The following is a 21,767-nucleotide window of genomic DNA, read 5'->3' as shown; positions in this document are numbered from 1 at the left end:
ATCAACGGACCCGACATAGGGAAAGTTCCCTGACCGGGCGCGGGTAAACCGCTTCTGAACTGCGGTTTTCGCCACGTTCTGCTGAGAAGTTCCTGAGAACACCTCGCGACGGGAACGGCCATGCCCTGCGTCGGCCGATCCGGACCTCCCGCTACCCGGGAAGGATCAGCCCGTGGCGTACCAGTCCGGCCACCACTGCGAGGGCCTCCGCCGCGAACTCGGGCGTGACGGTGTCGGATCCGTGAGCGATGGCGAGCAGCTCGATCAATTCATGCAACGGCAGACCGTCCGGTCGCATTCCCGCGACCAGGGAGATCGTGGTCTCGTCCACTTCGTGCTGCCAGCGCGGGCCGTCACCGCGATGCAGCCGTGCCACCCGCTGCTCCCAGCCCTGTGGCCCGGGCAGATAGACCCGCTCCAGTGCGGTCGCGGGATCGACCCGGAAGCGGGCCGACCAGGCCAGGTCGTTGTCGGCGGCGACGGCGCGCAACCAGGCCGAACGTTCGAAGTAGCGGGTCGCTTCCGCGCCCAGCGGGTCGTCGAACCCGTGGGTCAGGTCCTCGGCGAGCAGCTCGGTGGGGCCGTCGATGGCACGCAGGTAGACGAATCCGAATCCGATGCCCTCGACCTCGGCGGCGGTGAAGGCTTCCAGCCACTGTTCGGCGCGCTGCTGGGCGTGCTGATCGCGCGGGTCCAGACCCGCGTCGCGCAGCCAGGTGCCCACATAGAGGGCGGGATCGGCGACATCGCGCTGCACCACCCACGCGTCGACACCATGCGCGGGCAGCCAGGAGGAGACGCGCTGGCGCCAATCCTCGCCGTCGATATGCACCCAGGCCGCCAGCATCGCCGCGGTGCCGCCCGGCGCGAGCAGCTGCGGTGCCTGAGAGATCACCAGCTCGCTGGCGCCGTCGAGGGCGAGGCCGGAATCACGGTAGGTGTGTTCGACGCGGGCCGGGCCGACCACGAACGGGGGATTGGCCACCACCTGGTCGAATCGGCGCCCGGCCACCGGCTCGAACCAGGAACCCGCCAGCAGCTCCACGTCCAGCTCGTTGAGCGCGGCGGTGGCCTCGGCCAGCCACAGCGCCCGCCGGTTGACGTCGGTGGCGGTGACGCGGCCCGCATAGGACGCGGCATGCACGGCCTGCACACCACAGCCGGTGCCCAGATCCAGCACCGAGCCCACCGGCTCGGTCGGCGTGGCCCGCAGCAGTGACAGCGACGCATGGCCGACACCGAGGACGTGGTCGGCGGTGAGCGTGCGCCTGCGCATCGAATCGTCCAGGTCGGACAGAATCCAGCGGGTGCCTGCACCTGTGTCGAGCGGACGCAGGTCCAGCGCCGCCCGCACCTGGTCGCCGTCGCGTTCCAGCAGGCCCGCCGTCACCGCCTGATCGAGCTCGACCGGCGCCAGCGCGGCGGCGACCTCGGCCTCGGGCAGCGCGTCACCGAGCAGCAGCAGGCGGATCAGCGTGCCGAGCTCACCGGCCGTCCGCGCGGCGCGGCGTACCGGTACCGGTTCGGAGCGGCCGAGGGCGGCGTGTGCGTCGTGGCCGAGGGCCTCCAGCAAGGTGTCGGCGTCGTAGCCGACCCGGATCAGCGCGGTGCGCAGGGCCGGGCACAGGGCGGTCAGCAGCGATCCCGTGGTGGTCGAACGATTCGTAGGCACATCGGTACTCTGCCACCGCGCCTGGTGGTGGCGGCCGCCACTACCCGCGCGGCCGGGTGCCCGGCTCAGCCGTCGATGGCGTTGTGCGGTCGCGATTCCAGCGCCGGACGTGGCCGATCCCAGCGGCTCGGCTCGTTCTTGTCCCGCGGCGGGCGGTCGTTGGCGATCAGGACCGCGATCCACGGCAGTGGAATCGAGGCGACGATGATCAGGATCGAGATCAGCGCATTGCTGAAGGCGCTGTAGGCGATCGCCGCCAGGATCAGCGCCGGAATGCGGAAGGACATGATCGTCAGATACCGGCGGACTCTGGCGCGGTGCTGATCCTCGAGCGACGGGGCGGCCTCGGTGATCAGGACCGGATGTTTGTCGTCTCCGGGGAAGTAGCCGGCAGAACGGCGGGGCCGGGGCGGCATCGGCGCGCCGGTCGGGTCGTCACGGCCGACGCTCTCGTCGGAAGAATCGCCGTGCTGCTGCATACCCCCGAGTCTTCCACTGTCCGCAGCGGGGCGCACACCCGGTGGTCACGACGCCTGCGACGGGATGCGGCATCATGGAAGGCGTGAGTACCGACACTCTGGTTCGCCCCGATACGACTACCGACGAGTCGACCGGCGATGACACCCCCAAGTTCTTCCACTACGTGAAGAAGGACAAGATCGCCGAAAGCGCGGTCATGGGCACCCATGTCGTCGCGCTGTGCGGTGAGGTGTTCCCGGTGACCCGTTCGCCGAAGCCCGGCTCGCCGGTGTGCCCGGAATGCAAGAAGGTCTACGAGCAGCTGCGTAAGGGCGACTGACCGCCCTCGCACCCCGCACCTGCGGTCCGGTCAGCGTTCGGGCCCGGTGCGTGAGGGCTGCGCGCTGTCCAGCGGAGGCTGCTCGCGTGCCCGGCCGTCGGGTAGTTCCGGATCGGGCGGCTGCTGCGCCCACGCCGGTTCGATTCCGGCCGATGCGCCGATGGTTCCCGGCGCCGGTTCGGCAGGTTCGCCGCGGACCTGCTCGGCCAGCCAGGCCTTCACCTGTTCCACCCGGGTGGCCCGCGCGGGCCAGAACTCCTGCACGGTCGCGTTGAACTCCGCGCCGACGATGACGGCGAAGGCGAGGAAGAACGTGAACAGCAGGAACGCGATCGGCGTGGCCAGCGCGCCGTAGCTGACGCCCGTGCGGGTGACCCACCCCAGATACCGGCGCAGTCCCTCGCTGGCCGCCATGAAGAACACGCCGGCCACCAGCGCCCCGCCGAAGAGCCGGTGCCAGGGCAGCGAGGTGTGCAGGGCCAGCTTGTACAGCGTGGTCAGGCCCACGATCAACAGCAGGCCGACGCCCGGGTAGTAGAACGCGTCGATCAACCGCAGCCCCGGCTCGCGCCAGCCGTCGGGCAGGGCCCGTCCGATCAGCACCGGGCCCAGCGCGATCAGCGGCAGGATGAACACCGCCGCCACCAGGAACTGCACATACAGCAGCAGCGCGAAGATCCGTTGCCAGACCGGGTGCCTGGCATCCTGTTGGTCGTGGGCCTCCACGATCGCGTCGACGAAGGTGGCCATGGCCGAGGACCCTGCCCACAGCGAGAGCACGAAACCCACCGAGACGAACGCCGCGCGACCCTGGCCGAGCACATCGCGAACCGTGGGTTCGATGAGGTCGTGCACCACCGTCGGGTTGAACAGGTCGCGGCTGAAGGTGAGGATCTTGGACTCGACGATCTCGACGGTGTCGGGGCCGAACCATCCGCCCACATAGCCGAGGCTGCCGAGAACGCCGAGCAACAACGGTGCCAGCGACATCGTCTGCCAGAACGCCGCCGCCGCCGATTTGGCGAAGATCGAATCCTGCCAGGCCTTGACCGCGACCCTGGCCACCAATTTCCAGGTCTGGCGCCCCGCACGTGCCACGCCGGCACCCGCACGGCGCGCGAGGGCGGCCGCGCTCGCGCGAGTGCCTGACGGGTTGCTCATGGTGTGACAAGCATCGCGCACCCGTGCCACATCGGCCGGACGGGGCGGGCATCGTGTCGGCGGGCAACAGGTGAACCGCTGGTTACCCGGGTGAGCGTTGTGATGCCGGTCGCGCCCGTCGCGTCGGTTTGGCGACTCGCGGCCTCCGACCGTTAGTGTTGGCTTCCGTGACAGGTTCGGGTGGCGCCACTGCGGCGGGAGGAGCGCTACGCGCCTGGCAGCGGCGTGCGCTCACCAAATACCTTGCGACAAAACCACGTGACTTCCTCGCGGTCGCCACGCCGGGCGCGGGTAAGACCACTTTCGCCCTGCGGGTCGCCGCGGAGTTGCTGGCCGACCGTACCGTCGACCAGATCACCGTCGTCGCCCCCACCGAGCACCTCAAGCATCAGTGGGCGCAGTCGGCGGCGCGGGCCGGGATCGCGCTGGACTCGCGGTTCTCAAACAGCACCGGCGGCACCTCCGGTGACTATCACGGCGTGGTGGTCACCTATGCGCAGGTCGCCTCGCATCCGTCCAGGCATCGGGTGCGCACCGAGAATCGGCGCACGCTCGTGATCCTGGACGAGATCCACCATGCCGGCGACGCCAAGAGCTGGGGTGACGCCGTCGCCGAAGCCTTCGGCGACGCGACCCGCAGGCTGGCGCTGACCGGTACGCCGTTCCGCAGCGACGACAGCCAGATCCCGTTCGTCACCTACGAACCCGACGAGGGCGGATTCCCCCGTTCGCGCGCCGACCATTCCTACGGCTACGCCGAGGCCCTCGCCGACGGCGTCGTGCGCCCGGTGGTCTTCCTCGCCTACTCCGGCGAAGCGCATTGGCGCGACAGCGCGGGTGAGGAGTACTCCGCCCGGCTCGGTGAGCCGCTCAATGCCGAGCAGACCGCGCGGGCCTGGCGCACCGCCCTCGACCCGGCCGGTGACTGGATGTCGGCGGTGCTGCGGGCAGCCGACATGCGGCTCGGGCAGCTGCGCGCCTCCGGCATGCCCGACGCCGGCGGCCTGGTGATCGCGACCGATCAGGAGCGGGCTCGCGCCTACGCCGAACTGCTCGAACATCTCACCGGCACACCGCCGGTGCTGGTGCTGTCCGACGATCCGACCTCCTCGGCGCGCATCGGTGAGTTCAGTGCGGGCACCCAGCCGTGGATGGTCGCGGTGCGCATGGTGTCCGAAGGTGTCGACGTGCCGCGGCTCGCGGTCGGCGTGTACGCCACCAGCGCCTCCACACCGCTGTACTTCGCGCAGGCGATCGGGCGTTTCGTGCGTGCCCGCAGGCCAGGGGAGACCGCGAGCGTCTTCCTGCCGTCGGTTCCGGTGCTGCTGGACCTGGCCGCGCAGCTGGAGCTGCAGCGCGATCACGTCATCGGCAAGCCGCATCGGGAGAAGGACGGTCTCGACGACGAGCTGCTCATCGACGCCAACAAGCAGAAAGACGAGCCGGGCGAGGACGAGAAGCCCTTCGTCGCGCTGGCCGCCGACGCCGAACTGGATCAGGTGATCTACGACGGATCGTCCTTCGGCACCGCCACCTTCGCCGGTAGCGCCGAGGAAGCCGACTATCTCGGTATCCCGGGCCTGCTCGACGCCGAGCAGATGCGCGCGCTGCTGCGGGAACGTCAGGCTCGGCAGATCGCCGACCGGGCACCGGTGGCGACGGCCGAACCGGCGCCGCAGGCGGGTGGGGCGGCCGAGCGGGTCGCCACCGCCGACCGGCTCGGCGAATTGCGGCGCGAACTCAACAGCCTGGTGGCCATGCATCACCACCGGACCGGTAAACCCCACGGGGTGATCCACGGTGAGCTGCGCCGTCAGTGCGGTGGTCCGCCGACGGCGCTGGCCAGCGCCGAGCAGTTGGGTGAACGCATCGCCGCACTAAGGCGCATGTGAGGGCCTTGCGCGCAGCGAAGTGGCCGCCCTGCGCCGCAGGGGATTCGGCGGCCGCTGTCGCTGATCAGCTCGTGGCGGCGGGTTCGGTGGCGGGCCAAGCCGCCATGGCCCGGTCGATCGAGCGCGTGAGTTCGTCGTGGCTCGCGCCGTCGCGGGCCTGCACCGACAGGCCGTAGAGCACAGTGGTGTAGAAGGTGGCCAGCCCGGCGGTATCGGTGCCCGCGGGCAGATCACCCTCAGTGACACCGCGGTCGAGCCGGGCTTCGATGTCGGCGCTGGTCTGCTTGCGCATGTCGATCAGGAATTCGCGCACCGACTCGGTGCGGGTGGTGTAGGTGGAGCCCGCGAGCACCACCATGCAGCCGTGCGGCTTGTCGGGGGCGGTGTAGGCCACGGCGTTGTCGCGCAGCATCGCCTCGATCGCGGCGCGCGCGGTGGGTTCCTCGCGCAGGGCACGGGCGGTGAGTCCGCCCTCGGTGCGGCCGTAGAGCTCGATGGCCTCCCGGAACAGTGCCTCCTTACCGCCGAAGGCGGCGTACAGGCTGGGGGAGTTGATGCCCATGGCCGAGGTGAGGTCGGTCATGGACGCGCCCTCGTAGCCGTGCTCCCAGAACACCTCCATGGCGCGACGCAACGCGACGTCGCGATCGAAAGCGCGTGGACGTCCTCGTTCGGCCATGCCGGACCCTTTCTGTGTCGATCATTAAATATACCTCTTGACGACGATCGGTCCGTGGGCTTAGCTATTTATGTACTGATCGACACATAAATGGAGGAAGCTCATGCCGGATCTGCACGGGACCGTGGCACTGGTGACCGGAGGCAGCCGCGGGATCGGCGCGGCCATCGCGCGGGAACTGGCCGCGGGTGGCGCCGATGTCGCCCTGACCTACCAGCACGCCGAAGAGCAGGCCAAGGGCGTGGTCGCCGACATCGAGGCACTCGGCCGCCGGGCCATCGCGGTGCAGGCCGACAGCGCCGACGCCGCCGCGGTGGTGGCCGCGGTACATCGCACCGCGGCCGAGCTGGGCGGGCTCGACATCCTGGTCAACAACGCGGGCATCTTCCCCAGCAAGCCGTACCAGGAATTCACGATCGAGGAGATCGACCGCGCGTTGAACGTGCACGCGCGCGCCGCGTTCGTCGCCGGACAGGCGGCGCTCGAGCATATGGGCGAAGGCGGCCGCATCATCAGCATCGGCTCCAACCTCTCCGAGCGTGCGCTGTTCGGCGGGCTGAGCCTGTACAACCTGAGCAAATCCGCCCTCAATGGCTACACCAAAGCCCTTGCCCGCGAACTGGGTCCGCGCGGCATCACCGTCAACCTGGTGCAGCCGGGCTCCACCGACACCGATATGAACCCCGCCGACGGCGCGCACGCACCCGACCAGCTCGCCCACAGCGCACTCGGCCGATTCGGTGCCGCCGAGGACATCGCCGCCACCGTCGCCTTCCTGGCCGGCCCGGCCGGTCGCGCCATCTCCGGTTCGTTCCTCACCGTCGACGGCGGCACCAACGCCTGATCACTCGGCGAAATACCGCCCCGGTGGCACCCCGACGACGCGGCGGAAGGCGGCCACATAGGCGCTGGTGGTGCGGTAGCCGACCCGTCCGGCGATCCGGGAGACCGGCAGGCCGTCGGCCAGCAGCGGTAACGAGGCGGCCAGCCGGATCTGAGTGCGCCACTGGCCGAAGGTCATTCCGGTCTCGGCGTTGAACGCGCGGGCCAGGGTGCGGGCGCTGGTGGCGACGTCAGCAGCGAATTCGTCGAGGGTGCGGGCATCGGCGGGGTCGCCCAGCAGCGCGGTGGCGACCTCGGCGGCACGCGGATCCCGTGGTGGTGTCGCGCCGACCGCGTCGTCGGCAACACCCACGTGCCGCGCGGGGTCTGCACGGTCACCACACCGTGTGCGGCCCAGGCGATCTGGTGCTGCGGGTGCTGGTGCGGCGGAAACCAGTGCCCGCGTGGCAACGTCCCCGCCCCGACCACCATGGCCGTCGCACCGGTCGCGGCGGGCATCATCAACGGTTGTCCGTCTTGCGACACAGATTGTCACCGTAGCCGGTCGTGGCCGCGGGCAGTGGTTCCTACCGTGAGGGCATGGCTATGAACCTCGTGCATCGCATGCTGTGCCGGTCCGCGCTGTGGGAGCGGACCAGCGCGACCAAGATCGTGCCGTGGGCGTTGTCCGGCCTCGAACTCGGTGGCGACACCCTCGAGATCGGGCCCGGCTACGGCGCGAATGTGAACGCTCTGCTCGCCCGCACGCGCGCGCTGACCGGTGTCGAGATCGATCCGGAGCTCGCCGATCGGCTGCGCGGACGGCACGGCGCCGCGATGACGGTGATCACCGCAGACGGCGCCGCTATGCCGTTACCGGACAGCGGTTTCGACGCCGTCGTCTGTTTCACCATGCTGCATCACGTGCCGACGGCCGATCAGCAGGACGCCGTATTCGCCGAGGCGTTGCGGGTTCTGCGGCCGGGCGGGGTGTTCGCCGGCAGTGATGGCCTCGACAGCCGGGCGTTCCGGCTGATCCACCTCGGCGACACCTGCGTTCCGGTGCCACCGGAAACGGCGGCGCGCCGCCTCGCTCGCATCGGGTTCACCGACGTCGAGATCGATACCGCGGCGAGCAGTTTCCGGTTCCGCGCACGCAAGCCCGTCTGACACCGGCGAGGCCTGTCCGGATCCGCGGTGGCGGCCGGCCGTCGCGGGGTTCAGCCCGGTACCGCGAACCATCCGACCGGGTCGAGGGTGTTGAGCGGGATCCAGCGTGCCGGTTCCACGGTGACCTCCGCGCCGGGCGGTGCGTCTGCGGCGGTGAAGTAGCCCTGGATTTCCAGGGCCAGCCGCGGTGTTTCGTCGACGCGGCGGGCCATGTCGTAGAGCACGGCCAGCACGTGCACGCACCGGTCGGTGCGGGCGGAGCAGGAACAGTCGACGGCTATCAGGGTGGGGGCCGGCGTGGTGCCGGCGTCGATGAGGCCGCGGTGCATTTCGTCGGTGAGCGTCACCGGGTCGGGGCCGATGATCGTGGCGATCGCATCGATGGCCGGCCGCGGCATCGGGGCCACCTCGAGGTGTGCCACCGAGGCCTGTCCGCCCCGGTGGATGTGCGCGCTGACGATCCGGCCGGTGACGGTGGCCTGTACGCCGTGGTTGCGGGCGACGCTGCGCGCTCGCGGCAGCAGTGGATCGGGGCGGGTCTGGCGCAGTGGTTCGGCGAGGCGCACCCAGTCCATGCCCCAGCGGGTGTAACCGAATTCGTTGTCGCCCATCAGTTCTCCCGTTTGCGGCGCAGGATCTCGATCAGCTGGTCGTCGTCCAGGCGGGCCAGTTCGGCGATGCCTGCCGCGTCACCGAGATCGGTCAGGGCCGACTTGCGTTGTTGCATGGTGGCGATGTGTTCCTCGACGGTGGTGCCCGAGGTGAGCGTGGTGACGGTGACGGTGCGGGTCTGCCCGATCCGGTGCGCCCGGTCCGAGGCCTGAGCCTCCACCGCCGGGTTCCACCAGCGATCGAAATGGATGACGTCGGCGGCGCGGGTGAGGGTGAGTCCGGTGCCGGCCGCGCGCAGGCTCAGGATGAGCACCGGCGGCCCGTCGGCGGCCTGGAAATCGCTGACGATCTGGGCGCGCTCGGCCTGATTCAGCCCGCCGTGGAAGAACGGCGCGCGCACCCCGAACTGGTCGGCGAAATGCTGTACGAGCAGCTCGCCGGTCTTGCGGTACTGGGTGAACACCAGCGTCGGCGCACCGAGATCGAGGTTGTTGGCCACGATATCGGTGCACAGGTCGAGCTTGCCGGATCGGCCGGCCAGCTCGTCGAGCTCACCGGTGATCAGGCCCGGGTGATTGCACACCTGTTTGAGGCCGGTCAGCGCGGCCAGGACCCGGCTCTGGCGTTGGGCGCCGTGGCCGAAGCCGTCATCGATGGCGCGGTCGAGCAGCTGATCGTAGAGCCGTTCCTGTTCGGCGGTGAGATCGCAGAGCAGATCGGAGTGGATCTTGGCCGGTAGGGACGCGGCGACCTGATCCTTGCGGCGGGCCAGCACCACCGGCTCGATCGCCTCACGCAGTCGCGCCGCCGCGGTCGCCGAACCTTCCTGGATGGGCCGGGCGAAGCGTCGCCGGAACTGGGTGCGATGCCCGAAAAGCCGTGGCGCGACCAGATTCAGCAATGCCCACAGTTCTTCGAGGTGGTTCTCCACCGGGGTTCCGGTCAACGCCACGGTCGCGGCGGCGTCGATGGACCGGGCGGCCTTGGACACCTGGGTGCGCGGATTCTTCAAGGCCTGTGCCTCGTCGAACACGGCGGTGGCCCAGCGGGTCTCGCGCAGGCCGGCGCCGTGCAGGCGCAAGATCGGGTACCCGGTGACGATGATCGTGCCCGGCTCGGCGTCGCATTCTCCGCCGCGCCAGGCGAGCGGTCGCAGGCCCGGCGCGAACCGCTGGATCTCGTGCACCCAGTTGCCCACCAGCGAGGTCGGGCATACCACCAGCTGCGGACCTTCGGTCGCGCGGCCGAGCAGGAAACCGATCGTCTGCACGGTCTTGCCGAGACCCATGTCGTCGGCGAGCACCGCGCCGCCGTGCTCGGCGACCGCAGCGCGCAGCCAGCTCACCCCACGGGCCTGATAGGGGCGCAGATCGGCCTTCAGCGTGTCACGGAGTTCGGTCGCGACCGCCCGGGTGGTGGCGAACGCGCCGCGTGCGTAATGGGCGGAGAGCATGGCGGTGCCGGTGGCGTTCGGTACCGCGTGCGCGGCGGGCGGCAGCGATATCTCCGCGGCGGGCAGATCATCGGCGAGGGCGTGGCGCCAGGCCCGCACCGAGGCGTCCGGCTCGGGGACGTCGACCGCGGTGAACTCCTCGGGTTCGAGCAACGTGCAGTCGACGTCGGTGATGTCGACCGTCGCGCTGCCCACCGCGGCCTGCGCCGCGGTACCGGTCGGGACGGCGAGGGCTAGCACCGCCGGTACGCCGAGCTCGCGCGGCGGACGTCCCGGACCGTGACCGGTCCACGTCCACATCGCGAACATGTTCCGGTCGGGCAGATAGGTGGCCTGTGTGCTGGGCAGAGCGGACCCCTCAAATCGTCGTATGGTGTACGGAGTAATCTGGTAACGCACACCGTAGCGGAATTGTTCCGCCGTTGGCACAAGGAGTTCGATGGCCGACCGTCCGTCACCGGCGCCTGTCGATCAGGCGGGGCAGCTGCTGGCCCTGCTGTGGCGTCGCGAGCTGCCGCTCCGCCCTGGCGGTCGCGGCCCCAAACAGGCCGTCAGCGTCGACGAGGTGGTGCGTACGGCCATCGCACTGGCCGACCGGGATGGGCTGGCGAAACTGTCGGTGCGCGCGGTGGCCGCCGAGCTGGGGCTGCGCCCGATGAGCCTCTACACGTATGTGCCGAGCATGCGGGCGTTGACCGTGTTGATGGTCGACGCGGTCGCCGTCGATGACGGACCGCTGCCCACCGATGCGCCACCCCGCACGCGCTTGGCCGCGGTGGCGCGGCAGGTGCGCGCCGAGGTGATCGCGCATCCGTGGCTGCTGGAGGTCTCACCGTGGCGGATGGTGCTCGGGCCGGGGCGGATGCGCCGGTACGAACGGCAGCTCGCCGCGGTGGCCGGGCTCGGGCTGACCGACGTAGAGATGGATCGGGTGGTCGCGGTGCTGACCGAATTCGCCACCGGCAATGCCCGCATGGCCGTCGCCGCGGCGCGGGAGGCCGCCGAGATGAGCGATGCGCGGTGGTGGGAGGTGCACGGACCGCTGCTGACGCAGGTCATGCCCGCGCACGAGTTCCCGCTCGCCGGGCGGGTGGGTGCGGCGGTGGGGGAGCTGTACCAGGCGCCTGCCGATCCCGACGGCGCCTTCGAGTTCGGGCTGGCGGCGTTGCTGGATGGGATCCTTGCTGACGGCTGACGGCTGACGGCTGACGGCTGACGGCTGACGGCTGACGGCTGACGGCTGACGGCTGACGGCTGACGGCTGACGGCTCACTGCGGCGGCGGTCCGGCTTTCGCCGGTGCTCGAGCGGCGGTCGGCCTCGGGGCCTGCTGCGGCCGGATCGCTGGCGAGTGCCCCCAGGACGCAGCACAGCGGGCGACCCTCGGGTCGCCCGCTGTGGTGTACGCGGTATCCGGTTGTTCGATGCTGTTGTGTCGGACGCGAGGAGCGGTCAGAGGGCGGGAGCCGATTCCGTGTCGATCACGGCGTCGAGCTCACGCAGCCTGTCCATGTGTTCATTCGCGTGGTGCTGGCAGAAGAGCAACTCTCCACCTGCGGGCAGAACGGCACGCACTCGGGCAGCCGCCCCGCAGCGGTCGCAACGATCGACCGCGGTCAGTGGGGTGCTTGTCAGGGTTCCTGGCATGACTCCTCCGTCCTGGCTCCCGGCACACAGACCGTTCACCTGGTGTGGGGCCCGTGGTCACTCCGCGGGCTCGCTACCGCTACTTCCCAGCAGTGGTATGACTACTCTGTCAGACGTTCGGGACGGGGGCTTTGTTCCCGCAAGCGAATCGATGTGTTTTCCCTAACACGACCAGTGCTTTTCGCTGTGCGCGAACGACACCTGCCAGGGGTGGGAAAGCCACTCGAATCACCGACTCGAACAGGCCGATCCAGTTGTCTACCGGGAGATTACCCGTGACCTATGACACTCACACTCTGGTTCACCTGTGCACCGGGACGGAATGGCTGGCCGCCCGGACCAGTGGTGCGCGTCGGCCGCCTTCGCTCGACGCCGAGGGCTTCGTGCATCTGTCCACGCCGCAGCAGGTGCACCTGCCCGCCAACCGCCTCTTCGCCGGACGGCGCGACCTGGTGCTGCTGCGGCTGGATCCGGCCCGGCTCGGCTCGCCCGTGCGGTGGGAGCCGGGCGTGCCGTCCGACGATCCCGGCATGCTGTTCCCGCACCTGTACGGCCCGTTGCCCGCCGCCGCGGTCATAGCGGTCGAGGATTACCGGCCAGGCGCGGACGGGACCTTCGCCGAGCTCGACCACTGACAGCCGCCGCCACTAACCGCCGCGCAGCTCACGCGCCAGGATCGCCGCCTGCACACGTGAGCGAACACCCAGCTTCGTGAGCACCCGCGAGACGTGCGTTTTCACCGTGGTCTCGCCGATGAACAGCCGGCCGGCGATCTGCGCGTTGGACAGCCCGTCGCCGAGGCATGCGAGCACCTCGAGTTCGCGCTCGGTCAGATCCGCCAGTCCGTCGGGCTCGCGGTGGACGGGGGCGCTGGGTGCGGCGGCGAAGGCGTCGATCACCTTCCGCGTCACCTCCGGTGCCAGCACACCGTCTCCGGCGGCGACCGCGCGCACCGAGGCCACCAGTTCCTGCCCGGAGACCGATTTGAGCACGAATCCGGAGGCGCCGGCGCGCAGCGTGCGGAAGACGTATTCGTCCAGGTCGAAGGTGGTCAGGATGAGTACCTTCGCGATACCGTCGGCGGTGATCCGCGCGGTGGCCGCGATGCCGTCGACCCCGGGCATGCGCACGTCCATGAGCACCACATCCGGTCGCAGCGCGCGAGCCTGCGCGACCGCCACGTCGCCGTCAGCGGCCTCACCCACCACCTCGATGTCCTCGGCCGCGTCGAGGATCATGCGCAGTCCCGCGCGGATGGCGCTGTGGTCGTCGGCGATCAGCACCCGGATCGTCATCGGCGCTCACCTCCGGTGACCGGTTCGGCCGACAGTGGCAGTTCGGCGTGCACCAGCCACTCGTGCGGTACCGCGCCTGCGGTGAACTCGCCGCCGAGGGCCGCGGCGCGCTCGCGCATGTTCATCAGGCCACGATGGGGCAGGCCGGGCTGATCGGCTCGGCCGTTCGTGCGGGGAAGCGGATTGCGGATCTCGACGGTGAGCGTCGTCGCGTCGGTGCCGATGTGTATGTCGACCTCCTGGCCGGGAGCGTGTTTCATGGCGTTGGTCAAAGCTTCCTGAATGATGCGGTAGGCGGCCTGATCGACCGCGCTCGGCAGGGGAGCCCGGTCTACACCTCCGTGCACCCGGACCGTGCTCCCCGCGGCGCGGGCGGCGTCCACCAGCAGCGACAGCTGCGCCAGCCCGCGCGGGGCGGCCAGATCCTCGGCGCCGTCGTCGCGGCGCAGCAGGCCGATCATGGTGCGCATCTCGTGCAGAGCGCTGACGCTATTGGCTCGGATGGATTCGACCACGCCGGCCAGCGCGGGGTCGCCGTCGTCGCGCCGCGCCAGCAGCCCGAGGGCGGCCTCGGATTGGATGGCGATGGCCGAGAGGTGCCCCGCGATCACGTCGTGCAGATCGCGGGCCATGGTTTTGCGTTCGTCGGCGATCGCGGCCCGCCGGTCGAGTTCGGCCACCAGTTCCAGCGCCCGCGCCTTCGCCCGTTCGGCCTGCGCGGTCTCCTTGTGCGCCCGCACGGTCAGCGCCCACCAGATCGACGTACCGAGGAAGGCCGACGAGGCCAGCAGAGTGATCACGATGGCGCGCCACTCGCCCGTCACGACCAGCGCGGTCACCGAGCCCGCGGCCGTGGCGATGATGGCCGCGCCGACCACGACGCGGGACTGGCGCCGGGTCCCGTACAGCACGCCCGCGTAGACGAGATCGGAGTAGACCAGCCAGATGGGAATCGTCGGCCCGAGCACGAAATCGATCAGCAGCGGGATCAGCCCGGCCGCCAGCGCCCACATCGGCTTGCGCCTGCGCCACATGCTCGTCGCGCACAGCAAGGCGAGCAGCGCCATCCGCAGCGTCAGCGGCGGCTGCGAGCTGTGTTCGGTCATGGCGTACAGGCCGAAGCCGTAGAGCGCCGCGCCGACGGTGAACACGAACGCGACGATCAGCGCCTCCTGCGCCGTCGCCGACAACGCCGCCCACCACTTCACCCACCCATCTCAGCACAGCTGCATGGCGGTGCGGGTCCGCCGAAGTGATGAGTCGCCGCACGCCGAGAATCGACGGGTCCGGCCCGGTCACAGCGATGCTCGAGGACGCAGGTGAGCGCGGTCGTGGTAGTGCATCGTGGCACGCTCGGCGGATCGTTCGGCGACGGTTAGCCTGGACTTGTGAATGTCGATGTCACTGCGTTACCCGGGATCGGGGTGCGAAAAGACTTCGAGGTGAAGTCCGGGCGCCGGATCGGCGTCGTCGCCCACCGCGACGGCGATATCGATCTGATCGTGTCCAAGCTCGAGGATCCGGACGCCTGTGCCGCGCAGGTCGCGTTGACCACCGACGAGGCCGCCGTACTGGCCAATCTGCTCGGCGCACCGCAGCTGGTCTCCCGGCTCAACGACGACCATCGCGACATGCCGGGCATCACCACGCGGCAGCTGCCGATCTCCGATGAATCGCCCTACAGCGGCCGCACCCTCGGGGAAACGCAGATGCGCACCCGCACCAAGGTGTCCATCGTCGCGGTGATGCGGGCCGGGCAGTTGCACCCCTCACCGGGGCCGGATTTCACCTTCACCGCTGGTGACCTGCTCGTCGTCGTCGGGACGCCCGACGGCCTTGACGCCGCGGCGAAGATTCTCACGCACGGCTGATCCGGTGTCCACGACCGCGCTCGCCCTCATCGAGCTGGGCGCGGTGTTGTTCGCACTCGGGGTTTTCGCCCGGGTGGCGGGCCGATTCGGGCTCTCGCCGATCCCGCTGTATCTGCTCGGCGGCCTCGCCTTCGGTCAAGGGGGCTTTATCCATCTCGGCGCCGCCAACGAGTTCGGGCATATCGCCGGGGAGATCGGTGTCGTCCTGCTGCTGTTGCTGCTGGGCCTGGAATACACCGCCGCCGAGCTGATGACCGGAATGCGCCGTTCCTGGCCGGTCGGCCTGCTCGACATCGTCGCGAACGCGACTCCCGGTGCGGTGGTGGCGCTGCTGCTGGGCTGGGGGCCGGTGGGCGCGCTGACCCTTGGCGGCGTCACCTACATCTCCTCCTCTGGCATCGCCGCGAAAGTCCTCAACGACCTGGGGCGGCTCGGTAACCGCGAGACGCCGGTGGTCCTGTCGATCCTGGTGTTCGAAGACCTCACGATGGCGGTGTACCTGCCGGTGCTCACCACGGTGCTGGCCGGTCTGAGCTTTGCCAGCGGGCTGAAATCCCTGGCCGTCGCGCTGATCGCGATAACGGTGGTGCTGGTGGTGACCTTGCGCTACGGACGCTATGTCTCGGCGGTGGTGGACAGCACCGACCGCGAGGTGTTCCTGCTGAAGCTGCTCGGTGCGGCCTTGCTGGTGGCCGGCGTGGCGTCGGCGCTGAACGTCTCGACCGCGGTCGGGGCGTTCCTGCTCGGCATCGCGATCTCGGGGTCGACCGCGCGGGAGGCGGTGCGGCTGCTGGAACCACTGCGCGACCTGTTCGCCGCGATCTTCTTCGTGGCCTTCGGACTCAATACCGATCCGACCGCTATTCCGCCGGTGCTGGGCTGGGCGGTGGCGCTGGCGGTGATCACCACCGTCACCAAGATCGCCACCGGCTGGTGGGGTGCGCGCAGGCAGGGCATTCGGCGGATGGGCCGGGCCAGGGCCGGGGTGGCGCTGGTGGCGCGTGGCGAGTTCTCCATCGTCATCGCGGGGCTCGCGGTCACCACCGGCGCCATCGACGGCAAACTCGCCGCGCTGGCCTCGGCCTACGTCTTGATCATGGCGGTGGCCGGGCCCATTGCCGCGCGAGTGGTGGAGCCGGTACTCGAACGGGTCTCGATCGCGCGGTGATCGCGCCACTACTGGGCCGCCGCGAGCCACGCCGATGGTGACCGGGACAGGCGCGGACGCGGCCTGCGGGGCCGCGCCGGCGGGTTGCCGGTGGCCTGCGTGGGACAACCCGGTGGACCGTCGCGGGGCTCGGGTGCAGGATCACCTGAGCGTCGTGGCAACGTTCGGGCGTGCTGCGCTCCGGCCTCCCGTTCTTCGGTCGAACCAGATTCCTGTTTAAAAGGAAATTATTACTGTAAATTCCCTACCTGCGGATCCTTGTTCATCTATGGCGCGGGTTCATGCTCACGCATGGCCCGGGCTCAGGCCAGCTAGGGAGCTCGTGTGCCCACGATCGATCACTTCAGCTATGGGTGGCTCACACCCGTCGTCGCCTATCTCATGTCGTTCACCGGGTCATTGCTAGGACTGCGCTGCATGGCCAGGGCGCGCTCGACCGCGCTGCGCGACGGCTGGATGGTCGCGGCCGCGGTCGCCATCGGCGGCACCGGCATCTGGGTCATGCACTTCATCGCGATGCTCGGCTTCACCATCGACGGCGCCTCGATCCGTTACAACGTGCCGCTCACCCTGATCAGCGCGCTCATCGCCATGGTGGTGGTGTGGATCGGGCTCGGCGTGGCGCAGCGTCGCAGCTGGGGCCCGGTAGCGCTGCTCGCCGGTGGCGCCATCACCGGCGCGGGCGTCGGCACCATGCACTACTGCGGCATGTACGCGATGAAATCCGATGCCGCGATGGACTACAACGGATGGATCGTCGCGATCTCCATCGTGATCGCCGTCATCGCCGCGACCGCCGCACTGTGGTTCACCCTGCATGTGCGCGGCACACTCGCGACCGTCGGCGCGGCGGCCGTCATGGGTGTGGCGGTCTCCGGCATGCACTACACGGGCATGTTCGCGATGCGGGTGCAGCATGTCGCGCACGCCCATCAACCCTCCGGTGCGGGTGCGGCGCAGCTGCTCACCCCGCTGACCGTCGGGGTCAGCATGGTGACGGTCGTGTTGCTGCTGCACCTGGCCATGACCGAAGCCGGCGAAGCGGAGGCCCGCACCACCCGATCCCGTCGACCCGCCCAGTACTGGCCGACCCGGGATTGACCCCCACCGACGACTACGGCCCGCGCACTGCCCCGAGAAGGGGCAGCACGCGGGCCGTAGCCGGGATTGCCTAGTCCAGATAGTCGCGCAGGACCTGGGAGCGGCTGGGGTGGCGCAGCTTGCTCATGGTCTTGGACTCGATCTGGCGGATGCGCTCACGGGTGACGCCGTACACCTGACCGATCTCGTCCAGCGTGCGCGGCTGGCCGTCGGTCAGGCCGAAACGCAGCCGGACCACGCCGGCCTCGCGCTCGGACAGCGTCTCCAGCACCGACTGCAGCTGATCCTGCAGCAGGGTGAAGCTCACCGCGTCGACCGCGACGACGGCCTCGGAGTCTTCGATGAAATCGCCGAGCTGGCTGTCGCCCTCATCGCCGATGGTCTGGTCCAGCGAGATGGGCTCACGCGCGTACTGCTGGATTTCCAGCACCTTCTCCGGCGTGATGTCCATTTCCTTGGCCAGCTCCTCCGGGGTGGGCTCACGGCCCAGATCCTGGAGCAGCTCGCGCTGGATGCGGCCGAGCTTGTTGATGACCTCGACCATGTGCACCGGGATGCGGATGGTGCGGGCCTGGTCGGCCATGGCGCGGGTGATGGCCTGCCGGATCCACCAGGTGGCGTACGTGGAGAACTTGTAGCCCTTGGTGTAGTCGAACTTCTCCACCGCGCGGATCAGACCCAGGTTGCCCTCCTGGATCAGGTCCAGGAACGCCATGCCGCGGCCGGTGTAGCGCTTGGCCAGCGAGACCACCAGACGCAGGTTCGCCTCGAGCAGGTGGTTCTTGGCTCGGTTGCCGTCGCGGATGATCCAGTTGAAGTCGCGGCGCACCGCCACCGGTAGCTTCTCGCCCTGCTCGGCGAACTCGCGCATCTTCTCCGCCGCGTAGAGCCCGGCCTCGATGCGCTTGGCGAGCTCGACCTCCTCCTCGGCGTTGAGCAGCGCGACCTTGCCGATCTGCTTGAGGTAGGCACGCACCGAGTCGGCGGAGGCGGTGAGCTCGGCATCCTTACGAGCCTGGCGCAGCGCCTCGGATTCCTCCTCGTCCCAGACGAAGTCGCCGGAGGCCTTGTCCGCGGCGGTGGGCTCCTCGGCTGCTTCCTCGGCTTCTTCGGCGACCTCTTCGACCAGGTCTTCACCCTCGTCGGTCAGGTCGTCCTCGGAGACCTCGAGATCGCCGAGATCCTCCACATCCAGCGACTCGTCGTCGAGGTGTTCCTCGGCGTCCTTGCCCTTGGGTGCGGCTTTCTTGGCGGCGGCCTTCTTGGCGGGCGCCTTTTTCGCGGCGGCCTTCTTGGCGGGAGCCTTCTTGGCGGCGGCCTTCTTCGCCGGAGCCTTCTTGGCGGCAGCCTTGCGAACCGGCCGTGCTTCGGTTACATCGGCGGAGTCGGCGTCGGCCGATTCGGCGGTCTGACGGGTATTCGTGGCTACCACGTACGCCCTTTCGTGACGGTCTCGTGCGGCGTCACGCCAGAGTAGATATCCGGCGGAGCGGTCTGTCGGGTTGCACCGGCCAGCGCCGGTCGGGTTTCACCGGCTCACCGCCGGGCAGTTCCATTGTAACGATCGGACCCGCGAGGTCTCGCCTGCGATGCCCGCAACCGCTAAGGTGCGATTCCCGCATCGATGGCCATGGCCGCGCCGACGATGCCAGCGGTGTTCTTCAGGTTCGCCGGGATCACCGGAGTCCGGTTGGTCAGCAAGGGGATCCACTGTGCGGCATCGCGGCTGATGCCGCCACCGGCGACGAACACTTTCGGCCAGAACAGGTTCTCCAGGCCGATCAGCACGGTACTCACCTGGACCGCCCACTGCTGGTACGACAGGCCGTCACGGTCCTTGATCGATGCGGCCGCGCGGTGCTCGGCCTCCATCCCGCCGATCTCGACGTGACCGAGCTCGCTGTTGGGTACCAGGGTGCCGTTGTAGAGCACCGCCGAGCCGATGCCGGTGCCGAAGGTCAGCAACAGCACGAGACCCTCGAAATCCTTTGCCGCGCCGTAGCGGTCCTCGGCCATGCCGGCGGCGTCGGCGTCGTTGAGCACGGTCACCGCGCGGCCGCCGAGCGCGGCGCTGAACAGCGTCCTGGCGTCGGTACCGATCCAAGCCGGGTCCACATTGGCGGCCGAGCGGGCCACACCGTCGAGCACCACGCAGGGCAGGGTGATGCCCACCGGTCCGTCCCAGCCGGCCTGGGCGACCAGATCGGCGACCGTCTCGGCCACGGCGTGCGGGGTCGCCGGCTGCGGGGTGGCGATCTTGATGCGCTGGTGCACGAGTTCACCGGTGGCCAGATCCACCGCGGCGCCCTTCACGCCGCTGCCGCCGATATCGATTCCGAATGCGTGCCCCCGAGCAGACATGACAGTTCCTCGTTCCCTGTGCCGGCCAGTACGGAATACGCGCCGTCGCACGGGGGCTTCGCGACCGCCATCCGGGGCGCGAAGGGGGTGCCCGACGACGGCGCTGTGTCGTGCACGACAAGAGTAGTGGGCGGTCGCGGCTGCGCGGTCCGCAGGATCTGTGGTGCGATGGAGGACGTGCCGCATTCGTCGTCCTCGCCCCAGCCCACCGTCCTGACCACCGAGAACTCCCCGATCGCCGCACCCGACGCCGCAGCGTTGCGCCGCCTCGCGGTCGAGCTGGCCGAGGCCGCCGCCGCGCATGTACGAACCCGCAGACCCGAGGTGTTCGGGCCCGCCGGTGACGCGGACGGCGCCGTGCGATCCAAGAGCACCCCCACCGATCCGGTGACGGTGGTCGACACCGAAACCGAGCAGCTCATCCGCACCATGCTGGCCCGGCTGCGTCCGGCCGATCACATCCTGGGTGAAGAGGGCGGCGGCGATCTGTGCCGCGCCGACGACGACACCGTGGTCTGGGTGGTCGATCCGATCGACGGCACCGTCAACTTCCTGTACGGGATACCGGCCTACGCCGTCTCGGTGGCCGCCATGCGCGGCGGGCGCTCGATCGCCGGCGCGGTGGTCGACGTCGCCGCCGAGCGGACCTATCACGCCGGGCTCGGCCTCGGCGCCGAACGCGTCGACGCCGACGGGTCGGTGCACCCGCTGCGCTGCACCCCGGTCGAGGAGGTGCGCATGGCGCTGGTCGCCACCGGGTTCGGCTATGGCGCGGCGCGGCGGGCGCGCCAGGCCGCGCTGGTCGCCGAGGTGCTACCGCGGGTGCGTGACATCCGCCGCATCGGTGCGGCCGCGCTGGATCTGTGCATGGTGGCCGAGGGCCGGGTGGACGCGCACTACGAGCACGGTCTCAATCCCTGGGACTGGGCCGCCGGCGCGCTGATCGCCACCGAGGCCGGGGCGCGGGTGGTGGCCCCGCCCGCGCATTCCACCGGCGCCGCGGGGGAGTTGTTCGTCGCGGCCGCGCCGGGAATCGCCGACGAACTGCTGGCCCTGCTGGACGAGCTCGGGGTCAGCGCGCCGATCCCCGAGCCCTGACCTGCCCCGCTCAGCAGCGGGCCTGCCTGGCCGCCTCGAGGAGATCGATATCGAGGGCCGGGGTCTCGCCGGAGGCCGGGTTCTTCAGCGAACGCAGCACTTCTTCGGCGTCGTTGGACGGCTGGATATCGCGGAACAGCGAGCCGAGCACCAGATCGACGGTGTCGTTCTCGCGCTTGTCCTCGATCAGTTCCGCGCACGGAACGGCCAGCTGCACCGAGGCCGCGGCCCGGCGGCCGTTCACCCCGAAGCGGATCTGGCCCATGCATTCCAGATCGCCGTTGACGTATATCGAATCGTTGCCATAGGCCTCATTCGGGACGCTGCCGAATCCGAGGTCGCCGAGCTGGGCGGCGGCATGGGCGGCCTGCCCGCGCTGGTTGTTGGCATTGAGGACGCGCACCTTCGTGTCGGCCAGCGCGGCCGGTTCCACGTTCTCGAGCCGGCTCGGCCCCACTCGCTGCCCCAGCGCGGGCTGCGGTTCGGCGCCCGGATCGGTGGCCGGGCTCGGCGAATTGCACGCCATCGCCGTGTAGTCGGTGTCCTCGGTGGTCAGCGCCTTGATCCACACGATCGTGCAGATGAGGGCCAATACCGCGACCAGGACGAGCCAGGGCTGCAGGCGCCGCCGGATGAAGGGTCGTCCCCGCGAATCCGTTGCGCTGCCTTCGGTGATCAGTGAAACCACCAGCACACTCTACGAAAATGTCCGGGCGAACCTTGCAGCCGCCGTGCCGTCGGTCTCGATTCGTGACGCCGATGGTGTCGATTCCCTGACGGTTTCGACTCGGCTGTGTTTTGATTGCGACTTTTGTCTGGGGGTCCGCTATTGTCTGGCGGCCCAGATCGAAACACCGGCCCGAAAATCGGTGGTTGGTCGCGGGAACAAGCAGGGCATGTTCAGCGTTGTCCGACTGCTATCCGGTGCAGAACCTCAGAATCTGCCCTGATAGGGGACCGGTACACG

The 21,767-nt window shown here is 69.6% G+C and carries 24 protein-coding genes; 11 read left to right on the top strand and 13 right to left on the bottom strand.

The window, feature by feature from the left end; all coding sequences use genetic code 11:
* Nucleotides 1-151: 151 nt before the first annotated feature.
* Nucleotides 152-1,672: a DUF7782 domain-containing protein gene (locus tag AC4HOU_RS04800; protein WP_194990014.1), complete on the bottom strand. Its 1,521-nt coding sequence runs from the start codon at nucleotides 1,670-1,672 to the stop codon at nucleotides 152-154.
* Nucleotides 1,673-1,737: 65 nt separating this feature from the next.
* Nucleotides 1,738-2,088: a DUF3099 domain-containing protein gene (locus tag AC4HOU_RS04795; RefSeq protein ID WP_138455166.1), complete on the bottom strand. Its 351-nt coding sequence runs from the start codon at nucleotides 2,086-2,088 to the stop codon at nucleotides 1,738-1,740.
* A gap of 146 nt (nucleotides 2,089-2,234) precedes the next feature.
* Between AC4HOU_RS04795 and AC4HOU_RS04790 the strand changes: the two genes are divergently transcribed.
* Nucleotides 2,235-2,471, top strand: a complete 237-nt coding sequence (locus AC4HOU_RS04790; protein WP_036538019.1) for a DUF3039 domain-containing protein — start codon at nucleotides 2,235-2,237, stop codon at nucleotides 2,469-2,471.
* A 30-nt stretch (nucleotides 2,472-2,501) separates the two neighbouring features.
* Here AC4HOU_RS04790 and AC4HOU_RS04785 read toward each other — a convergent pair whose 3' ends face one another.
* Nucleotides 2,502-3,632 carry a YihY/virulence factor BrkB family protein gene (locus tag AC4HOU_RS04785; RefSeq protein WP_194990013.1) on the bottom strand — a complete coding sequence of 377 codons (1,131 nt, stop codon included), beginning with the start codon at nucleotides 3,630-3,632 and terminating at the stop codon, nucleotides 2,502-2,504.
* 167 nt (nucleotides 3,633-3,799) lie between these two features.
* Here AC4HOU_RS04785 and AC4HOU_RS04780 point away from each other — a divergent pair, with 167 nt between their 5' ends.
* Nucleotides 3,800-5,524 (top strand): DEAD/DEAH box helicase, encoded by a 1,725-nt coding sequence (locus AC4HOU_RS04780; RefSeq protein ID WP_175585927.1) that lies wholly within the window; start codon nucleotides 3,800-3,802, stop codon nucleotides 5,522-5,524.
* Nucleotides 5,525-5,588: 64 nt separating this feature from the next.
* Here the strand turns inward: AC4HOU_RS04780 and AC4HOU_RS04775 are convergent, their stop codons facing one another.
* Nucleotides 5,589-6,203, bottom strand: coding sequence for a TetR/AcrR family transcriptional regulator (locus AC4HOU_RS04775; protein WP_195019668.1), 615 nt, complete (start codon nucleotides 6,201-6,203; stop codon nucleotides 5,589-5,591).
* A 103-nt stretch (nucleotides 6,204-6,306) separates the two neighbouring features.
* On the opposite strand from AC4HOU_RS04775, the gene AC4HOU_RS04770 reads away from it, so the two are divergent.
* Complete coding sequence (locus tag AC4HOU_RS04770) at nucleotides 6,307-7,047, top strand: SDR family NAD(P)-dependent oxidoreductase (protein ID WP_163814382.1); 741 nt, start codon at nucleotides 6,307-6,309, stop codon at nucleotides 7,045-7,047.
* Here AC4HOU_RS04770 and AC4HOU_RS04765 read toward each other — a convergent pair whose 3' ends face one another.
* Nucleotides 7,048-7,398 (bottom strand): helix-turn-helix domain-containing protein, encoded by a 351-nt coding sequence (locus tag AC4HOU_RS04765; RefSeq protein WP_280213805.1) that lies wholly within the window; start codon nucleotides 7,396-7,398, stop codon nucleotides 7,048-7,050.
* Between the two features lie 227 nt (nucleotides 7,399-7,625).
* Here AC4HOU_RS04765 and AC4HOU_RS04760 point away from each other — a divergent pair, with 227 nt between their 5' ends.
* Nucleotides 7,626-8,195: a class I SAM-dependent methyltransferase gene (locus AC4HOU_RS04760; RefSeq protein ID WP_195019667.1), complete on the top strand. Its 570-nt coding sequence runs from the start codon at nucleotides 7,626-7,628 to the stop codon at nucleotides 8,193-8,195.
* A 50-nt stretch (nucleotides 8,196-8,245) separates the two neighbouring features.
* Here AC4HOU_RS04760 and AC4HOU_RS04755 read toward each other — a convergent pair whose 3' ends face one another.
* Nucleotides 8,246-8,806 (bottom strand): hypothetical protein, encoded by a 561-nt coding sequence (locus AC4HOU_RS04755; protein WP_195019666.1) that lies wholly within the window; start codon nucleotides 8,804-8,806, stop codon nucleotides 8,246-8,248.
* The gene (locus tag AC4HOU_RS04750; RefSeq protein ID WP_195019665.1) at nucleotides 8,806-10,569 is read right to left on the bottom strand and encodes a DEAD/DEAH box helicase; all 1,764 of its coding nucleotides are present in this window, start codon (nucleotides 10,567-10,569) and stop codon (nucleotides 8,806-8,808) included. Before AC4HOU_RS04750 ends, AC4HOU_RS04755 begins: the two co-directional genes overlap by 1 nt.
* A gap of 130 nt (nucleotides 10,570-10,699) precedes the next feature.
* Between AC4HOU_RS04750 and AC4HOU_RS04745 the strand changes: the two genes are divergently transcribed.
* On the top strand, nucleotides 10,700-11,455 hold the full coding sequence (locus AC4HOU_RS04745; RefSeq protein WP_195019664.1) for a TetR/AcrR family transcriptional regulator: 756 nt from the start codon (nucleotides 10,700-10,702) through the stop codon (nucleotides 11,453-11,455).
* Nucleotides 11,456-11,711: 256 nt separating this feature from the next.
* Here the strand turns inward: AC4HOU_RS04745 and AC4HOU_RS04740 are convergent, their stop codons facing one another.
* Entirely contained in the window at nucleotides 11,712-11,906 is a 195-nt protein-coding gene (locus tag AC4HOU_RS04740) for a DUF7455 domain-containing protein (protein WP_036538000.1), read from the bottom strand.
* Nucleotides 11,907-12,181: 275 nt separating this feature from the next.
* Between AC4HOU_RS04740 and AC4HOU_RS04735 the strand changes: the two genes are divergently transcribed.
* A complete protein-coding gene (locus AC4HOU_RS04735) occupies nucleotides 12,182-12,541 on the top strand; it encodes a DUF952 domain-containing protein (RefSeq protein ID WP_163814378.1) in 360 nt (119 codons plus the stop codon).
* A 12-nt stretch (nucleotides 12,542-12,553) separates the two neighbouring features.
* Here the strand turns inward: AC4HOU_RS04735 and AC4HOU_RS04730 are convergent, their stop codons facing one another.
* On the bottom strand, nucleotides 12,554-13,201 hold the full coding sequence (locus AC4HOU_RS04730; RefSeq protein WP_163814377.1) for a response regulator: 648 nt from the start codon (nucleotides 13,199-13,201) through the stop codon (nucleotides 12,554-12,556).
* Nucleotides 13,198-14,409 carry a sensor histidine kinase gene (locus AC4HOU_RS04725; RefSeq protein WP_324197321.1) on the bottom strand — a complete coding sequence of 404 codons (1,212 nt, stop codon included), beginning with the start codon at nucleotides 14,407-14,409 and terminating at the stop codon, nucleotides 13,198-13,200. The genes AC4HOU_RS04730 and AC4HOU_RS04725 overlap by 4 nt, the downstream gene beginning before the upstream one ends.
* A 180-nt stretch (nucleotides 14,410-14,589) precedes the next feature.
* On the opposite strand from AC4HOU_RS04725, the gene AC4HOU_RS04720 reads away from it, so the two are divergent.
* From AC4HOU_RS04720 to AC4HOU_RS04710, 3 genes are all read left to right on the top strand, one after another.
* Nucleotides 14,590-15,072, top strand: a complete 483-nt coding sequence (locus AC4HOU_RS04720; protein WP_104359228.1) for a cation:proton antiporter regulatory subunit — start codon at nucleotides 14,590-14,592, stop codon at nucleotides 15,070-15,072.
* A gap of 4 nt (nucleotides 15,073-15,076) precedes the next feature.
* Nucleotides 15,077-16,240 carry a cation:proton antiporter gene (locus AC4HOU_RS04715; RefSeq protein WP_163814376.1) on the top strand — a complete coding sequence of 388 codons (1,164 nt, stop codon included), beginning with the start codon at nucleotides 15,077-15,079 and terminating at the stop codon, nucleotides 16,238-16,240.
* Nucleotides 16,241-16,564: 324 nt separating this feature from the next.
* The gene (locus AC4HOU_RS04710) at nucleotides 16,565-17,341 is read left to right on the top strand and encodes an MHYT domain-containing protein (protein ID WP_195019663.1); all 777 of its coding nucleotides are present in this window, start codon (nucleotides 16,565-16,567) and stop codon (nucleotides 17,339-17,341) included.
* A gap of 70 nt (nucleotides 17,342-17,411) precedes the next feature.
* Here AC4HOU_RS04710 and AC4HOU_RS04705 read toward each other — a convergent pair whose 3' ends face one another.
* Nucleotides 17,412-18,773 carry an RNA polymerase sigma factor gene (locus tag AC4HOU_RS04705; RefSeq protein WP_104359231.1) on the bottom strand — a complete coding sequence of 454 codons (1,362 nt, stop codon included), beginning with the start codon at nucleotides 18,771-18,773 and terminating at the stop codon, nucleotides 17,412-17,414.
* Between the two features lie 170 nt (nucleotides 18,774-18,943).
* Nucleotides 18,944-19,702 carry a polyphosphate--glucose phosphotransferase gene (gene ppgK, locus AC4HOU_RS04700; RefSeq protein ID WP_163814374.1) on the bottom strand — a complete coding sequence of 253 codons (759 nt, stop codon included), beginning with the start codon at nucleotides 19,700-19,702 and terminating at the stop codon, nucleotides 18,944-18,946.
* Nucleotides 19,703-19,870: 168 nt separating this feature from the next.
* Between ppgK and AC4HOU_RS04695 the strand changes: the two genes are divergently transcribed.
* Nucleotides 19,871-20,800, top strand: a complete 930-nt coding sequence (locus tag AC4HOU_RS04695; RefSeq protein WP_490724168.1) for an inositol monophosphatase family protein — start codon at nucleotides 19,871-19,873, stop codon at nucleotides 20,798-20,800.
* Nucleotides 20,801-20,810: 10 nt separating this feature from the next.
* On the opposite strand, the gene cei is transcribed toward AC4HOU_RS04695, so the two are convergent.
* Entirely contained in the window at nucleotides 20,811-21,488 is a 678-nt protein-coding gene (cei, locus tag AC4HOU_RS04690; protein WP_163814372.1) for an envelope integrity protein Cei, read from the bottom strand.
* On the opposite strand from cei, the gene AC4HOU_RS04685 reads away from it, so the two are divergent.
* Nucleotides 21,472-21,750 (top strand): hypothetical protein, encoded by a 279-nt coding sequence (locus AC4HOU_RS04685; protein WP_163814371.1) that lies wholly within the window; start codon nucleotides 21,472-21,474, stop codon nucleotides 21,748-21,750. The genes cei and AC4HOU_RS04685 overlap by 17 nt on opposite strands.
* Nucleotides 21,751-21,767: the final 17 nt, after the last annotated feature.

The sequence above is a fragment of the Nocardia sp. JCM 38205 genome, assembly GCF_058222935.1.
The sequence above is the reverse complement of the archived record's forward strand: the minus strand, read 5'-3'. Positions and strand labels throughout refer to the sequence as shown.

Bases quoted from the DNA above. Each gene is read 5' to 3' on its own strand.
- AC4HOU_RS04770 (WP_163814382.1), top strand. From the start codon at position 6,307: ATGCCGGATCTGCACGGGACCGTGGCACTGGTGACCGGAGGCAGCCGC.
- AC4HOU_RS04750 (WP_195019665.1), bottom strand. From the start codon at position 10,569: ATGTTCGCGATGTGGACGTGGACCGGTCACGGTCCGGGACGTCCGCCG.
- AC4HOU_RS04740 (WP_036538000.1), bottom strand. From the start codon at position 11,906: ATGCCAGGAACCCTGACAAGCACCCCACTGACCGCGGTCGATCGTTGC.
- AC4HOU_RS04775 (WP_195019668.1), bottom strand. From the start codon at position 6,203: ATGGCCGAACGAGGACGTCCACGCGCTTTCGATCGCGACGTCGCGTTG.
- AC4HOU_RS04760 (WP_195019667.1), top strand. From the start codon at position 7,626: ATGGCTATGAACCTCGTGCATCGCATGCTGTGCCGGTCCGCGCTGTGG.
- AC4HOU_RS04795 (WP_138455166.1), bottom strand. From the start codon at position 2,088: ATGCCGCCCCGGCCCCGCCGTTCTGCCGGCTACTTCCCCGGAGACGAC.
- AC4HOU_RS04785 (WP_194990013.1), bottom strand. From the start codon at position 3,632: ATGAGCAACCCGTCAGGCACTCGCGCGAGCGCGGCCGCCCTCGCGCGC.
- AC4HOU_RS04695 (WP_490724168.1), top strand. From the start codon at position 19,871: ATGGAGGACGTGCCGCATTCGTCGTCCTCGCCCCAGCCCACCGTCCTG.
- AC4HOU_RS04730 (WP_163814377.1), bottom strand. From the start codon at position 13,201: ATGACGATCCGGGTGCTGATCGCCGACGACCACAGCGCCATCCGCGCG.
- AC4HOU_RS04745 (WP_195019664.1), top strand. From the start codon at position 10,700: ATGGCCGACCGTCCGTCACCGGCGCCTGTCGATCAGGCGGGGCAGCTG.
- ppgK (WP_163814374.1), bottom strand. From the start codon at position 19,702: ATGTCTGCTCGGGGGCACGCATTCGGAATCGATATCGGCGGCAGCGGC.
- AC4HOU_RS04755 (WP_195019666.1), bottom strand. From the start codon at position 8,806: ATGGGCGACAACGAATTCGGTTACACCCGCTGGGGCATGGACTGGGTG.